Source organism: Variovorax sp. EL159 (assembly GCF_900100965.1).
Taxonomy (GTDB): domain Bacteria; phylum Pseudomonadota; class Gammaproteobacteria; order Burkholderiales; family Burkholderiaceae_C; genus Variovorax.
Window position 1 is genome coordinate 74,262 of the sequence record NZ_FMUJ01000005.1, and the last position, 14,189, is coordinate 88,450.

General features: G+C 58.8%; 13 protein-coding genes. 6 read left to right on the forward strand and 7 right to left on the reverse strand.

Annotated elements, in window-relative coordinates:
- Positions 1-262: 262 nt before the first annotated feature.
- The 5 genes from BLQ28_RS32710 to BLQ28_RS33530 all read left to right on the forward strand — a co-directional run bounded on the left by BLQ28_RS32710 (position 263) and on the right by BLQ28_RS33530 (position 5,468).
- A complete protein-coding gene (locus BLQ28_RS32710; RefSeq protein WP_143012535.1) occupies positions 263-2,395 on the forward strand; it encodes an alpha/beta hydrolase domain-containing protein in 2,133 nt (710 codons plus the stop codon).
- A 39-nt stretch (positions 2,396-2,434) separates the two neighbouring features.
- Positions 2,435-3,265 carry an enoyl-CoA hydratase/isomerase family protein gene (locus BLQ28_RS21265; protein ID WP_093243633.1) on the forward strand — a complete coding sequence of 277 codons (831 nt, stop codon included), beginning with the start codon at positions 2,435-2,437 and terminating at the stop codon, positions 3,263-3,265.
- Entirely contained in the window at positions 3,262-4,482 is a 1,221-nt protein-coding gene (locus BLQ28_RS21270; protein WP_093243636.1) for a CaiB/BaiF CoA transferase family protein, read from the forward strand. The genes BLQ28_RS21265 and BLQ28_RS21270 overlap by 4 nt, the downstream gene beginning before the upstream one ends.
- A gap of 157 nt (positions 4,483-4,639) precedes the next feature.
- The gene (locus BLQ28_RS33525; RefSeq protein WP_371126701.1) at positions 4,640-5,008 is read left to right on the forward strand and encodes a tripartite tricarboxylate transporter substrate-binding protein; all 369 of its coding nucleotides are present in this window, start codon (positions 4,640-4,642) and stop codon (positions 5,006-5,008) included.
- Entirely contained in the window at positions 4,920-5,468 is a 549-nt protein-coding gene (locus tag BLQ28_RS33530; RefSeq protein WP_371126706.1) for a Bug family tripartite tricarboxylate transporter substrate binding protein, read from the forward strand. Before BLQ28_RS33525 ends, BLQ28_RS33530 begins: the two co-directional genes overlap by 89 nt.
- 28 nt (positions 5,469-5,496) lie before the next feature.
- Here the strand turns inward: BLQ28_RS33530 and BLQ28_RS21280 are convergent, their stop codons facing one another.
- The 5 genes from BLQ28_RS21280 to BLQ28_RS21300 all read right to left on the reverse strand — a co-directional run bounded on the left by BLQ28_RS21280 (position 5,497) and on the right by BLQ28_RS21300 (position 11,049).
- Positions 5,497-6,429 carry a LysR substrate-binding domain-containing protein gene (locus BLQ28_RS21280; protein WP_093243639.1) on the reverse strand — a complete coding sequence of 311 codons (933 nt, stop codon included), beginning with the start codon at positions 6,427-6,429 and terminating at the stop codon, positions 5,497-5,499.
- Positions 6,430-6,626: 197 nt separating this feature from the next.
- The gene (locus BLQ28_RS21285) at positions 6,627-8,240 is read right to left on the reverse strand and encodes a phospholipase D family protein (protein ID WP_256327404.1); all 1,614 of its coding nucleotides are present in this window, start codon (positions 8,238-8,240) and stop codon (positions 6,627-6,629) included.
- 25 nt (positions 8,241-8,265) lie between these two features.
- The gene (locus tag BLQ28_RS21290; protein WP_093243645.1) at positions 8,266-9,063 is read right to left on the reverse strand and encodes an SDR family oxidoreductase; all 798 of its coding nucleotides are present in this window, start codon (positions 9,061-9,063) and stop codon (positions 8,266-8,268) included.
- An 18-nt stretch (positions 9,064-9,081) separates the two neighbouring features.
- Positions 9,082-10,476 (reverse strand): aldehyde dehydrogenase family protein, encoded by a 1,395-nt coding sequence (locus BLQ28_RS21295; protein ID WP_093243648.1) that lies wholly within the window; start codon positions 10,474-10,476, stop codon positions 9,082-9,084.
- Positions 10,477-10,491: 15 nt separating this feature from the next.
- On the reverse strand, positions 10,492-11,049 hold the full coding sequence (locus BLQ28_RS21300) for a DUF3159 domain-containing protein (RefSeq protein ID WP_093243652.1): 558 nt from the start codon (positions 11,047-11,049) through the stop codon (positions 10,492-10,494).
- 116 nt (positions 11,050-11,165) lie between these two features.
- Here BLQ28_RS21300 and BLQ28_RS21305 point away from each other — a divergent pair, with 116 nt between their 5' ends.
- Complete coding sequence (locus tag BLQ28_RS21305) at positions 11,166-11,834, forward strand: TetR/AcrR family transcriptional regulator (protein WP_093243655.1); 669 nt, start codon at positions 11,166-11,168, stop codon at positions 11,832-11,834.
- Between the two features lie 17 nt (positions 11,835-11,851).
- Here BLQ28_RS21305 and BLQ28_RS21310 read toward each other — a convergent pair whose 3' ends face one another.
- On the reverse strand, positions 11,852-13,393 hold the full coding sequence (locus BLQ28_RS21310) for an acetolactate synthase large subunit (RefSeq protein ID WP_093243659.1): 1,542 nt from the start codon (positions 13,391-13,393) through the stop codon (positions 11,852-11,854).
- 100 nt (positions 13,394-13,493) lie between these two features.
- A complete protein-coding gene (locus tag BLQ28_RS21315; RefSeq protein WP_093243663.1) occupies positions 13,494-14,183 on the reverse strand; it encodes a TetR/AcrR family transcriptional regulator in 690 nt (229 codons plus the stop codon).
- Positions 14,184-14,189: the final 6 nt, after the last annotated feature.

Sequence of the window (14,189 nt, forward strand, 5' to 3'; positions counted from 1 at the left end):
TCGTTCCCGTCGATCAATCGCCTCGCCGTGTCCGCGTGATGCTCGTTGAGGAATTCGCCAAATGGACGCGCTGTTCTCCCGGATGTACGAGAGCGACGCTGAGGGAAGCGGCGAGAGCTTATCGAACGAGCATCGTCCTCTGCCAGAAGCGGCGCTTATGGGCGTATGCAAACACGCTATTGGTTTCTGCACACGCACCTCAATACATTGCTCCTACTCTTTGGCGGCGAATCTCTGAGCCAACAAAAAATAGGAGACGTTCATGGCAAATCGAGGCTCTGCGCGGATGGGCATCGGCATTTCTTCGGTCGCAACCCTCTGCCTGATCGGGGGTGGTGGAGATGTTCTTGCGGCAGGTCCTCGGTTAGACCTTGAGGCAGGCACTGAGGCGACCAGCGCATCGATCATTGGAAGATCACGCATCGCCCGACTTGAGATTACTTCTAGGGTGAGTCCTGCCTTTGAAGGAAAGAGTTTCGGGAGCATAGGTCAGTATGAAATGCTGATTGGTAAGTACTATGGTGAGGCGGACCCTGCCTCGCCGATCAATATCTCTGTGGTCGATCTGAAGGGCGCGCGCCCTAACGGATCGGGTCTCGTTGAATACAGCGGTGACGTTGCAATTCTGAAACCGATCGATCAGAGGAAGGCAAATGGAACCTTGGTCTACGAGGTAGTCAATCGAGGCTCGAAGATCTTGATTCCTGGAAGCCTGTTGAACGGGGACAAGACGTTCGATACTGCGGCAGGGGCCAAAATTGGAGTCGGACTCGAGCAAGGCCAAACGATGGTTTGGAGTGGGTGGCAGGGAGACATCGCATCGACTCACGACGCGAAGGGTGGCGGCCTGATGGCGGCATCGCTCCCTATTGCCAAGGATGCGAGCGGAGCATCCATCACTGGGACTGTTGTTGATGAATTTGTACTTGACGGCTCGGCCGGGGCTTCTATCCCGGCCATAGCGCCCACCGCAACCTCCTTCGACGCGCCTTTGTCCTATATGCCATCGGTTAGTGGTGTGGCTGACATCAGGCTCACAGTGCAAGCACGTGCGGATGACACGCCACTCGTACTGCCAAGCTCCCAGATGGATTTCGTCGGACCTAAGAAGCTACGGGTGCGATTGGCCGCAGGCTACGATCTTGGTGCGATCTATCGAATCACCTATGTGGCCAAAGATCCGATCGTCATGGGATTGGGTTCAGTATCAATTCGTGATCTGATCTCCTTCCTTCGCAACGAGGTTCAGGATTCCTTGGGCAACGCTAACCCCGTGACCTCGGGCGGAAAGCCGACAACTCAGAGAACGATCGGCATTGGGCTTTCGCAAAGTGGTCGCTTTCTCAGAGACTTTGTCTACCTTGACTTCAATCGCGACGAGCAGGGACGCCGCGTATTCGACGGTGTGATTCCGTCCGGAGCGGGCGGCAAGCGCGGGTTTTTCCACCAGAGGTTTGCACAGCCTGGTCGTTCGCCGGATCTACAGCATGAGATGCGCGGTTATCCAGGTGCTCAATTTCCATTCACCTACCCAACGCTGACTGATCCGGTGAGCGGCAGGACAGACGGGATTCTTGCCCGCTGCACCTTGAGTCAATCCTGTCCAAAGGTAATGCACCTGGATAGCGAGTGGGAGCAATGGCAGCAGGCCGGTTCGCTTGTCGTGACCGATACCTCAGGTGCGCCAATCAAGTTGCCTGAGAACGTGCGTTCGTATGTTTTTGCGGGTACGCCGCATTCAGTCGGCGGTAGCGTGTCGCAGGGCACACTTCCAGCCAACGCTGTCTACTGCGAAGGCCTTGGCAACCCTTTGAGCTGGGCGCCTTTGTATCGGGCTCTTTTTCTTGGCATGGAAGACTGGATCGCGAAGGGGACGTCACCGCCGCCGAGCCGCAATCCGTCTAGCGCTGCAGATGGCCGCCTGTCGATAGACGCGTTGGCTAGCAGCTATCCAACAATTCCAGGATATTCCTTTAGCAAGCTATATGGAAGACTCCATCTGGTCGACTTCAATGCTGACCCTTGGCGCGTCCTGTCATCACCTGCGAACTATCCATTGAGCTTCTTGCGCGTCAATGCCGATGGCAATGCCTACGATGGCGTGTTGCTTCCGGAGATGTCCGTCCCGATCGCTACCTACTTGGGTCGCGCGACTCGCGCGGCTAACTACGCGCAAGGCGAATTGTGCAACGTTCATGGAGCCGCAGTCCCTTTCTCCAGGACAGTGGCGGATCGTATCGCAAATGGTGATCCCAGGCTGTCGCTGGAGGAGCGGTACCGCTCGGATGCGGACTACCAGGCCAAGTTGAAGGCTGCCGCTGACGCTTTGGTGAGTCAACGGTTTCTGCTTCAAGCTGATGCTGATCGGTACGCCACGTACATCCTTCCCCGTTGACGCGCTGGCCGTGTCTGCCCTATCGACTGCCAGAACTCCATGACCGACAGCGCACCGTCCCTCTCTCACCCGGCTCCTCATGTAGCGCGGATCGACCTAAATCGCCCCGATAACGCCAACCGCATCGAGCTCAGCGATCTGTCCGCCTTGCACACACTCTTGGATAAGTGTGAGGCCGACACATCCATCCACGTGCTGATCCTGGGAGCGCGTGGGCGTCACTTCAGCTCGGGATTCGATTTGCGCGCGCTGCTGGCTCAGGCAGCGTCTGGACAGAGTGGTTCGCAGGACGGTGACGGTGGTTTTGAGATCCTAGCCAACCGGATTGAGGCGACGCACCTGATTACCGTAGCGGCGATCAACGGACCGGTCATCGGCGGAGCCACCGATCTGGCGCTGGCTTGCGATGTCCGTATCGGCTCGCAGGATGCATACATGCAAATGCCAGCTGCGAGGTTTGGTCTTCCGCTGTATTCGTCAGTGCTGCAGCGCTACGTGAGCCGACTTGGCATAAACCACGCAAAGCGATTGGTGTTTACGGCGCAGCGCGTCGATGCCTCTGAGATGCTGGCCATCGGGTTCTTGAGTGAAATAGTGGATTCTGGCGATCTCGCCGGGAGATGCTTGGTACTTGCCAAGCAAATCGCGGACATGCCTGCTAACCCTTTGGTAGCGATGAAGATGGCATTGAATGCTTTGTCTGTTGGGCTTGGCAACGAAGACCAGATTCGCGAGGGCTTGCGAGGTGCATTTGACGGGCCTCAGATCGTCCAGCGAGTCCAGGCGGTCAGGTCGGCTAGCAGGATATCGGGCGCAAAAAATAAGTTCGATCGTGAAATGAAATTCGAAGTTGAGGAGAAGGGGCAATGATCGATGCCGCCATGCCCAAGGGGCCGCTTTCCGGGCTTCTGGTACTCGACCTGACCCGCGTACTGGCCGGGCCATATTGCACTCTCAACCTGGCCGATCTCGGCGCACGTGTGATCAAGATTGAGATGCCAGTGACGGGCGACGATTCGCGTCAGATCGGACCATTCGTTGGAGATGGAGAGGGTCGAACGTCAGCGTACTTCGCATCCGTCAATCGAAACAAGGAGTCGATTGCTCTAGACCTCAAGAATCCGGAGGATAGGGTGATCTTCGAAGGGTGGCTCGCACGCGCCGACGTGCTGGTCGAGAACTTCACACCGGGAACGATGAGCCGCCTGGGGTACGGGTGGGAAGATATACATCGACGGTTCCCCGCGCTAGTTATGGCTTCTATCTCCGGATTCGGGCAAACCGGACCTTCGCGGGAGCTACCGGCCTACGACATGGTGGTTCAGGCCATGGGAGGGGTTTTAAGTCTGACGGGTGAGGAGGATGGTCCACCGACACGCGTCGGCGTATCAATCGGTGATCTCGCGGCGGGACTGTTCGGTGTTATCGGAATTCAAGCTGCGCTGCTTGACCGCGTTGGCACCGGTATCGGCCGGCACGTGGATGTAGCGATGCTCGATTCCCAAGTCTCTCTGCTAGAGAACGCATTGGCACGCTTCCAGATCGACGGGCAGGTTCCCCGTCCGATTGGCTCGCGTCATCCGTCGATTACGCCCTTCGGCGTATTCAAGGCAGCCGACGGCTACATGGTCGCGGCGGCTGGCAACGACAAAATGTTCCTGCGCCTATGTGCCACCTTGGGGCTTGAAGGACTGATTGCCGATCCTCTGTATTCCAGCAACTCTTCGCGTTGTACGAACCATGAGGCGTTGAAAAAGATCATCGAAGGCGTTCTCGCGCTAGCCACAGTCGCGCATTGGCTTGCCTTGCTGAGAGGGCAAGGGATTCCCTGCGGACCGATGAACGACGTAGCCGCCGTCATGGCTGATCCTCAGGTAAACGCACGGGACATGCTGCCCGATTTGCCCTTGCCGCGCGGCCTATCAATGAAGGTCGCGCGAAGTCCGGTGCGTTTTTCCGGAGCGGCGCTACAGCCCGTGCTACAGGCGCCAGAGCTAGACCAGCATCGCGCGGCCTTGTTGGCTGAGTTGGAATTATCGGTTGCGCCCAGACAGTTTCCCCTGTCACGAACGAAGGAGACAACATGACGCCACATGGCTCAATTCGCATGGTAGTCGCCGCCTTGGCGACGGGAGCGCTGATTTTGGGGCCTGCTTTGGCGCTAGCTCAGTCCTATCCGAACAAGCCGATCAAGCTTGTTCTGGGGTATCCCCCGGGAGGGGGGCTGACGGAGTTGCTCGTCAGATGGTCGACACATTGGCTAAATACCTTGGCCAGCCAGTAATCATCGAATACATGCCAGGTGCTGGCACCACGCTGGCCTCGGCAAATGTGGCGAAGGCGGTGCCCGATGGGTACACCATCTACATGAATGCCTCGGGCATCTACGGGTCGGACAAGGTGCTATACAAGAAGAGCGCTCGCTACGAAGCCAAGGACTTTACGCCGATCACACGCTGGACTATCGCGCCAATGATTCTTGCCGTGAGCACGGCTTCGGGGGATCAAAACCACGAACGACCTGATCGCGCGAGCCAAAGCCGAACCCGGAAGGCTTGCCTACTCCTCATCTGGAAATGGATCGCCACCGCATCTGGCGGGTATGTATTTTGAATCGCGGACTGGTATCCAGATGCTGCACGTCCCGTTCAAAGGCGGTGCACCCGCGTTGCAGGCTGTCGCAGCGGGAGACGTGCAGTTGAGCATGGGTACACCGCCCTCGGTAATGTCTTTGGTCCAGACTGGACGCGTGACGGCTATCGCTGTCACGTCCGGTCAACGATCGCCGATGTTCCCGAATTTGCCAGCGGTCGCCGAGGCCGGCATCAAGGATTTTGACTATACGTTCTGGTTCGGCCTGTTTGGCCCAGCAGGGATGTCAGCCGAGGTTGTGGGGAAGCTGTTCGACGCAAGCGTAAAGACGTTGAATGATCCCGATATCCGGGCGCGATTGGCTCAAGGAGGGAACGAAGCGGCGCCATCTAAGTCGCCTGCCGAGTTCGCGAGCTGGGCGGAAGCGGACGGAAAGAAGAACGCCGACCTGGTGCGTAAGTTGGGCGTGACGCTAGATTGAGTCTTTTCTCGCGGGCGTTGGGGAGGACTCAGTAGCTGAGGGTGGCTCCTTGCCAGTGTCCCTCTTCGACCATCTTCCGGACTACAACGAGGAGGGTCTGCTTTACACATTGAGAGGCGGATGTGAGTTCGATCATTCTTGAGTGTGCGAGCTGAGCCTTTCGGACGATCGCTGGTTCTATCAAGATCGCGCACAGTGATGCATTGGCCGAGTGCCACGACAGCGCGGAGTAAGGTACAAAGGTCCCCATATCTCCCTGAGCGACCAAAGTCAGCAAACTCTGGATGGAGCTGGTCTCCGCATATACACGGGGCTCGATCCCCGCCTTCCGAAAGGCGAGGTCGACCAAGTGCCGCAAGGTTGTGGAGCGAGCGGGTAGGACAATCGGTCTATCAGCCAGATCTTCCAGCCGTATGGACGTAGGGCCACCTGGCAGATGCTCTGTTTCAGAGTAGACAAAGTAGAGGTGTTCATCGACCAGCGGTTCTACCCGCAGACCGTCTGACAGTGAATCGCCCACCAGGATGCTGAGATCCACGCGCTCTTCTATCAGCTGGGCGGCGAGGTAGCTGCTCGGACTTTCATACACCTCAAGCAGGATGCCTGGATGTTCTTGGCGAAGTGCAGCTACCAATGGGGCAACCAAGATGACGGCAATCGTCGAAGGAAGTCCGATGCGAACGCGCCCTGATACCCGTTCAGCTGAGCCGGTCACCACATTCTTGGTTTCGGCCGCGAGCTTCAGGATGACCTGTGCGTGCTTGTACAACTCGAGGCCAGCTGCTGTAGGCTTGGCGCCCCTAGCGCCTCGGTTGAGAAGCCGGATGCCAAGATCAGACTCGAGTGCTGCGAGTTGCTGGCTCAGGGCGGGCTGTGCGATGTACAAAGCGCTGGCTGCGCGGGTCAGCGAGCCGGCATCGACGATCGCGGTGAAATAGCGAAGTTGGCGTAGCTCGAGCATGACTCGTCAAGTTTCACGTACGAACGAGGAATTCCCTCGGGATCTAATGCTCCAACAGCGTGTAGGTTCTACGCCTCAGGCACCTGCGAAAGTTCTGCGTCGAACGGCGAGACTGGTCGAGCGAATACAGGCACCACATACGGGTGAACAGATAGGTGACGCTTGTGTCCGCTGCTCCCCGTGGCGGGTGCTTAAATTCATAGCTGCTTCTCAGGAATAAAAGGTCCTAGCAAGTGCAGGCGAAATCGCTGCCAGAACGTGGTCTCTGGCGGGGCGTCATAAGTCAACCTTGTTCCATCGCCGTTGTCTTCGATCCACTGAATATCTTTGCCGTTCGTACTCAACTGAAGTTCATAGGAACTGCCTGTATCTGCAAAGCTTTCCAGCTGCCGTGCCATCTCCTCGCTGTCAATGATCAGTCCTAGTTCCGTGTTCAGTCGGGCGGATCGCTGATCCAGATTCATAGAGCCCAGGAAAACCTGCTTGTGGTCCACGATAGCGCTCTTCATGTGCAATGCGCCTGTCCGACGTCCAAAGATGCCCGATTTTTGTCGCCGCACACTTAGCGTGGGACTGATCTCCTTGACCCGAACTCCCGAGATCAACAGAGCCTTGACGTGCGCCCAATAGCCCACGTAGACCCAAGGCTCATCTGTCGACGCCAACGAATTGGTCAGCAGCTCGACATCGATGTCGTTTGCCTTGGCGTCGACCAGGCTGGTCACAGCGTTGTCGCTCGGGACGAAGTACGGCGACACCATCTGGATGCTTTGGCGGGCTGTCATGAGCCAGTGGATGACTCCTTCGGTGACGGTCCCCTTGAGTGAATTCTCCGTCTCGTTCACTCCTTCCGTTTTCGTCAGGGGGTCGAAAAGAATCCGTGCGTTTGCCCAGAGCAACGGACTCAGTTGGTGGCGTGCCAGCTCGAAGGGAAGGTTCAGCATTGGAACGAGTTCCAGCGGTATCGAATCAGGCTCGCCATCGAGCGGGTGTCTGGGTCTGCCATCTAGCGGAATCTCACTCGCCTTGGGTGGGAGCGCATGTAAGGTCTGTCGCTCAAAGTCCTCCTGAAGCTGAGTGGGCGATAGCTTGCTGTGGATGATGCTGTCGAGGGGGAAGACGACCTCGCTATTCCAGTAGTGATCGAATTCGCGGGACAGATCACGCACCACGGGTCCAGCCACGAAGGTGTCCATGTCGATGAAGTTCGCGCCCTTGGCGTTCATCACGTACTCGTCGGCCATGTTGCGGCCACCGGCCACGGCCGCCACGTTATCCGCGACGAAGAGCTTGTTGTGCATGCGCCGGTTCACGCGGCGAAATTCCAGGCCCGAACTGATGAAGCGGGTGATCTCGCTGCCGCGGCCGCCCGGAAACGGATTGAACAGGCGCACTTCCACGTTTGGATAGCTGGCGAGCGCCAGCAGCAGCTCGTCTTCGCCGACTGTGTACAGGTCATCGACCAGCAGGCGGACGCGAACACCTCGCGTCGCGGCATCGCGCAACGCGCGCATCAAGGTGAGGCCTGTGTTGTCGCCCTGCAGCAGGTAGTACTGCACGTCGAGGCTGCGGGTGGCGAGCCTGGTCAGTTCGATCCGAGTCGCGAACGAGTTCGGGCCGTAGGGCTGCAGCTGGAATCCTGAGCGGCCGTCCGTGGGTAGCACTTTCTGCGTGATCGCGGCCAGCGGCGTCTGCGCGTAGTCGTCGATGGCCGATGTCGGCGCGCGGGGGATTTGGGACGGCAAGCTGGAACAGGCGGCCAACAGAACGGCCAGAACCAGAAGGATGGAAATGCGAACCAGGGACTTCATTTTGGCCTCAGTTTGCGGCGTGACCTCAATAGGTGCCCGGATAAGCACCTCCATCCGCAAGTACGTTTTGTCCGGTCAAGTAACCCGCATGCACGCTGCATAGGAAGGCGCAGATCGCGCCGAATTCTGCCGCAGTCCCTAGTCGCCTGGCGGGAATCAACTGCTTGTGCCTTGTGACCACAGTGTCGAGATCCTCGCCGCTTCTCTCCGCCGAACCGACGAACGTTGCCTGGAGGCGGTCCGTCTCAAACGAGCCGGGGAGCAGGTTGTTGATCGTCACCCCTTTGGCGGCGATCGATGACCTGGCGATCCCAGCCACGAATCCTGTCAACCCGCTCCGTGCGCCATTGCTCAAGCCAAGAAAGCTGATCGGCGCCTTGACCGCGCTAGAGGTGATATTGACGATGCGGCCGAATCCTCGCGTAGCCATGCCGTCGACGCTGGCTCTGATCAATTCAACGGGTGCGAGCATGTTGGCATCGATCGCGCGGATCCACGTCTCTCGGTTCCAGGCTCGAAAGTCGCCGGGCGGTGGTCCTCCAGCGTTGGTGACAACGATATCGAATTCCGAGTGCAGAGAAAGGACGGCCTTCCGGCCCTCCGCAGTCGTGATGTCAGCCGTCACCTGCTTGACGAAGTTTCTCGAGCCCGCATCAGCTGCAACCTTCGAAAGCGCTCGGGCGGCGGCGTCCAGGCCGGCAGCTCCTCGCGCGACGATCACTACATTGGCGCCTTCGCGAACCAGCGCCTCGGCGCAGCCGTAGCCGAGCCCCTTGCTGGCACCGCACACCAGCGCTGTCTTGCCTGAAATTCCCAGGTCCATGCTCTTGCTCCCAGGCCCTCAAGCCACCAGTACTTTCAACTGCGAAAATTCCGCCAGCCCTTGCTCCCCTAGTTCGACTCCCATGCCCGACTGACGTGCACCGCCAAACGGAACATCGGGCGAGACCGGGAAATGTGTATTGACCCAGACGCTCCCGGCGTCGATGCGCAGTGCGACCTCGCGAGCGGCATCGCGGTCACTGCTCAAGACGGAAGCGCCCAAGCCATAGGGAGAGGCATTCACTGTCGCCACTACGGCTTCCAGGTCGGTGAAGCGGACAATGGGCAGGACCGGGCCGAACTGCTCTTCGTCCACGATTCGACTTCCATCAGCAACGTCGCAGACGATGGTCGGACGAATGAAGTACCCAGGGCCGTCAAGCCCGACGCCGCCCGCTACAACACGCCCTGTGCTTCGAGCGCCCTCGATCAGTTCATTGACAAGATCGAACTGTCGCTTGTTCTGCAATGGCCCCAGAGTCACATCAGGAGTCGATCCTGCACCCACTGAGGTGCGATCAGCGATGGCCGCCAGTGCCTCCGTGAGCCGATCGTGCAGGCTTTCGTGGACGTAGACGCGCTTGATAGCCGAGCATGTTTGCCCATTGTTCTGGAACGCGCTGCGAAAGATATGCGTAGCGATGGCCTCGGGATCTGCGTCGGGCAGAACGATAGCCGGATCGTTTCCGCCGAGTTCAAGCGTCAACCGTTTCAGCGTCGCAGCGGCGCTGCGCATGACGGCACGCCCCGTCGCGGTCGAGCCCGTGAACGAGATCTTCCGAATGCCCGGATGACTAGTGAGAAGGGGACCCAGATCCCCGGCGTCACCCAAGACGTTGAGCACACCAGGTGGAAGAGCGTCCTTGACCAATGCAGCCCAGCGCAACGTTGTCAGAGGCGTTGTCGGGGCCGGTTTCAGTACCACCGTGTTGCCCATGAGAAGTGCGCCTGGAAGCTTGAACGCCATCAGCGCAATCGGATAGTTCCAGGGCACGATGGCACCGACAACGCCGAGTGGATCCCGAAGCAACTGCGCTCGACCCGAGGGCAAGGGGGAGGGCGTCAGCGCAGAGGGAGCAAGACTTGCGTGATAGTCGAAGAAACCGGCACAAGCCGAGAGTTCGCCTCGTGCATCCTCAAGAGGCTTCCCTTGCTCCTGCGAAAGCAGCCCTGCCAATTCCTCCGCGTGCGAGCGCGTAATCTCCGCCATCCCGGAAAGTACCGCCTGGCGCTGTGCCAACGAAGTGGCTCGCCACGCCGGGAATGCCCGATTGGCAGCGGCAACGGCTTGATCGAGCTGTGCCGGGGAGGCGGCTGGACTCATGGCGATACGTTGCTCTGTGGCGGGATTGATGACTTCGAACTCCAGATCGCCTGGAACCAGATGGCCGTCAATCAGAAGGTTGTAGCTCATTGAAATATGCCTCTTTTAGTGATGGACGGACGCGTGCGCGCGCACGTAGCCTGGATACCACCGAGTGAACTTGATGGCGCCAAGAATCGCGGTCACGGTCACGGCGATGCTTAGCCAGGTAGGCACGGACGGTACGTAGAGCATCGCAATGTCCGCCGTCACCATGAAGGCGAATGCCACAGCCCACGCTGCTGTGATGACGTCGTTGACTTTCAGGAAGGCTGGTTGCATCCAGACCTCGGGCGAGGTCTGCTCCTTTGCGTACTGCAGCGTAAACGGGCGACGCACGACAATGGACGCAAGCACCACCAGAAAGAGACCAGCGTCGACACGCAGACGCACGGCGAGCAGCGACCATTCCGTTTGCGTGACAACCGCATAGAGCGCGAGGCCACCAAAAAGCGCTGCCGTTCCGATTTCCAGCAACTTCACTGTTCGATTCTTTGAAAAAAGATCTCGCAAGAGGAAGACTACCGCGAGGGCGGTCGCCACTCCCAATGCGGGGAGAACACCGAGCATGCGATCTAGCAGTGCAAAAGCGATGAAGGGAGCGAAGCTAAGTAACATGCCCATGAAATTTCCTATCGTGAGTATTTATCTTTACGGTGAAAATATTGCAGCTTAGGGTCGTACCGTCAAGCAAAATTTACATCGTAAAGATCAAGAGAAAAGAAAGTTACACGCAAGTCATGACCACTGCACGTCCTCGCGCCACTCCCAGGAAGAAGGCCGCACTACCGAAGCCCTACCACCATGGCTCATTGCACGACGCCTTGCTTGTTGCCGCGGAGACGGTGCTTCTGAGAGACGGGATTTCTGGCCTCGCGCTTCGTAATATCGCGCGCGAAGCAGGCGTTTCGGCCGCTGCGCCGAAGCACCACTTTGGCGATACAACGGGTCTACTGAGCGAGCTTGCCGCAATCGGTTTTCGACGCTTGGGTGATGTCATGGCTTCGACAATGAAGAATGCGCCTGATGAGCGAACACGGCGCAACGCGCTCGGGCGCGCCTATTTGCGCTTCGCGTACGAGAACGCAGGCATGTTCGGATTGATGTTCCGCAACGAGATCATCAACATGGAGCATCCTGCGCTTAAAGAGGCCGCCGCTTCAATCATGGACGTAATGGTTCCGGTGATCGAAGGGAAGGCGGATGCTTTAAAGCAGTCAAAGAACCCCTTGTCCAGGATGAATGCGATGCGCGTCACGGCAGCTTGGGCTTTTGTGCATGGCCTTGCTACACTGTTGATCGATCATCGTCTGGGTGGCATCCTGAAGGCAACGTCTGCGTTCGATGATCCGGTCTCGCTCGTCGATGTCGTCTTGGAGGAGGTTCGATTGGGATTGGACAACTCGTAGCCCAAACTTCGGCCTTCTTAGATCATCAGTTCGATCAAAAAGGGTCCCGTACGTTTGAAGCTGCTAGACATCAGGTCGGCACATTCATCCATCGTCGTCGCTTGCGCGGCTTCAACACCAAGTCCGTTTGCGATCTTCACCCAGTCCAGGTTGGGATTCCCGAGATCGAGCATGCTCATCGCGGTCGGGCCAGGGGTTGCACCAACGCTCTTGTATTCGTTGATGAGAATGCGGTACTTTCGGTTGTTGAGAAGAATGGTCGTGTTTGGCAAGCGTTCACGGGCCTGTGTCCACAACGACTGAAGCGAATACATGGCCGAGCCATCCGCCTGAAGACTGATCACACGGCGTTGGCCGCCGCTGCCAATCGCAGCACCTGTAGCGACAGGCAGACCATCGCCGATGGCACCGCCGGCGAGGTGCAGCCAATCGTGCGCCGGAGCGGCGTGGGTGTGCCGATAGAAGCCCCGCCCATACGAAATGCTTTCATCCGAGACGATGGCGTTCTCAGGCATCAGCGCAGCCAAGGTTTGCGCCAATCCCTCTGGCGTTGGCGCGCCAGTCGCAACTGAAGGGCGCGGGCCAGGATCCGGCATCGCAACCTCGGGAGCGCCGAGCTCATCAACCAACGCCTGCAGTGCGGCGTCCGGATCCTGATCATTGCGCGAAAGGAAATGCAGCTGGGTCTGATCGGGATACTGCCTCGATGGCATACCCGGGTAGGCAAAGAATCCGACGGGAGGCTTCGCATTGACGAGGATGATGTGTTCGAAGTGCTTGAGCGCTTCCATGGCCTGCTCGGCAATGTAGGGGACGCGCTCGAGCGGTAGGCGGCCGCGGCCGCGTGAGAGATGCGACGTCACTTGATCCGCCATAACGGTTGCACCGGTGGCTTGGGCGATGCGCCAAGCGAGAGTCTGGGACCCGGCGAGCACGCCACGCCCGGCGAGCAAAATCAGAACCCGCTTGCGCGAACGCAGGATGCGCGCTGCATTCTGGATGGCCAGCGGATCGACTACGGGGGCGTTTGGAATGTCCAGGGCGTCCGCGACCATGCCTCCCTCGTCCCAGGACGTGTCGGAGGGCAGGATAAGTGTCGCAACCTGCCCCGGGAACGTCCGCGCAGCCTGCACCGCAGCCGCCGCGTCGCGGCCAACGTCGGCCGACCTGCTACTCGTGTGCACCCAACCTGATACAGAGCGCGCGATGCCATCCGTGTCGGCGGTGAGCGGCGCGTCCAGCGGGCGATGGAAGGTTGCTTGATCGCCAACAATGTTTACGATCCCGCTTCGCGCACGGCGGGCGTTGTGCAGATTGGCCAGACCGTTGGCGAGACCGGGTCCGCAATGCAACAAGGTGCAGGCTGGTTTTCCCGCGATTCGGTAGTAGCCGTCGGCCATGCCGGTTACGACGTTCTCGTGCAGGCCTAGCACGCAGCGAATTCCCGGCGTTTGATCCAACGCCGCGACGAAATGCATCTCGCTGGTGCCAGGATTGGCGAAGCAGGTATCCACGCCCGAACGCAGAAGCGTGGCAACAAGACTTTTGGCACCGTTCATTTCAAGTACTCCTTGGTAGATTCCGTGTAATCGCAGGAGGCGAGGCCCCCAGATTTTTTGATGAAGTCGCAGCGCCGATTCCTGGGGAAAGGGGTAGTCGCTACGACGTGCTGCCTTTGATGTCGGCGGTCAAGCCGGCGATGAGAACGTTGGCGAGTGCGCGACATTGCTCCGTTGCTTGCAGCTTCTGGCGCGGGTTCTGTTGGCGATGGACAAGCAGAGTGCTCAGGCCATGCGTGGCACTCCATACGTGCACGGCCGCGGCCTCCGCGTAGCTTGCGGGAAGCTTGTGAGCTTGAAGGTGATCTGCAATCGCGTGCATGAGAAGCCTGAACGATGCGATGGAGGCCATCCTGAGTTCCTCGTAGTCGTCCTTGTCGGCGAGCTCGGAGCCGAACATCAGGTTGAAAAGAGCAGGTCGTTCGATTGCAAACAGGACATAACCCAGCATCAAGGCGCGCAGGCGCTCCTCGGCACTCATGCTTATCGTCAACATTTCCAGCCGTTTGGTGGTGAGTTGCTCGAAGCCCTTGGTCGCGATGGCCGCAAGCATTCCTCGCTTGTCCTGGAAATGGTGGCCTGGCGCTGTCTGAGACACTCCTGCAAGCCTGGCCGCACCGCGCAGGCTCAGCGCATCGGCTCCCTGAGTGTCGAGCAGAAAAATCCCTGCGGCGATCAGTGCGTCGCGCAAATTTCCATGGTGATAGGTATCCTGCTTGCGCAATTGATTGGGCATCCGCGTGATGCGACCAACCTTGACGGCAGAGGGGAGGTGCGCACGTTTGTTCATCGCGAA

Bases quoted from the DNA above. Each gene is read 5' to 3' on its own strand.
- BLQ28_RS32710 (WP_143012535.1), top strand. From the start codon at position 263: ATGGCAAATCGAGGCTCTGCGCGGATGGGCATCGGCATTTCTTCGGTC.
- BLQ28_RS21265 (WP_093243633.1), top strand. From the start codon at position 2,435: ATGACCGACAGCGCACCGTCCCTCTCTCACCCGGCTCCTCATGTAGCG.
- BLQ28_RS21270 (WP_093243636.1), top strand. From the start codon at position 3,262: ATGATCGATGCCGCCATGCCCAAGGGGCCGCTTTCCGGGCTTCTGGTA.
- BLQ28_RS33525 (WP_371126701.1), top strand. From the start codon at position 4,640: ATGGTCGACACATTGGCTAAATACCTTGGCCAGCCAGTAATCATCGAA.
- BLQ28_RS21280 (WP_093243639.1), bottom strand. From the start codon at position 6,429: ATGCTCGAGCTACGCCAACTTCGCTATTTCACCGCGATCGTCGATGCC.
- BLQ28_RS21285 (WP_256327404.1), bottom strand. From the start codon at position 8,240: ATGAAGTCCCTGGTTCGCATTTCCATCCTTCTGGTTCTGGCCGTTCTG.
- BLQ28_RS21290 (WP_093243645.1), bottom strand. From the start codon at position 9,063: ATGGACCTGGGAATTTCAGGCAAGACAGCGCTGGTGTGCGGTGCCAGC.
- BLQ28_RS21295 (WP_093243648.1), bottom strand. From the start codon at position 10,476: ATGAGCTACAACCTTCTGATTGACGGCCATCTGGTTCCAGGCGATCTG.
- BLQ28_RS21300 (WP_093243652.1), bottom strand. From the start codon at position 11,049: ATGGGCATGTTACTTAGCTTCGCTCCCTTCATCGCTTTTGCACTGCTA.
- BLQ28_RS21305 (WP_093243655.1), top strand. From the start codon at position 11,166: ATGACCACTGCACGTCCTCGCGCCACTCCCAGGAAGAAGGCCGCACTA.
- BLQ28_RS21310 (WP_093243659.1), bottom strand. From the start codon at position 13,393: ATGAACGGTGCCAAAAGTCTTGTTGCCACGCTTCTGCGTTCGGGCGTG.
- BLQ28_RS21315 (WP_093243663.1), bottom strand. From the start codon at position 14,183: ATGAACAAACGTGCGCACCTCCCCTCTGCCGTCAAGGTTGGTCGCATC.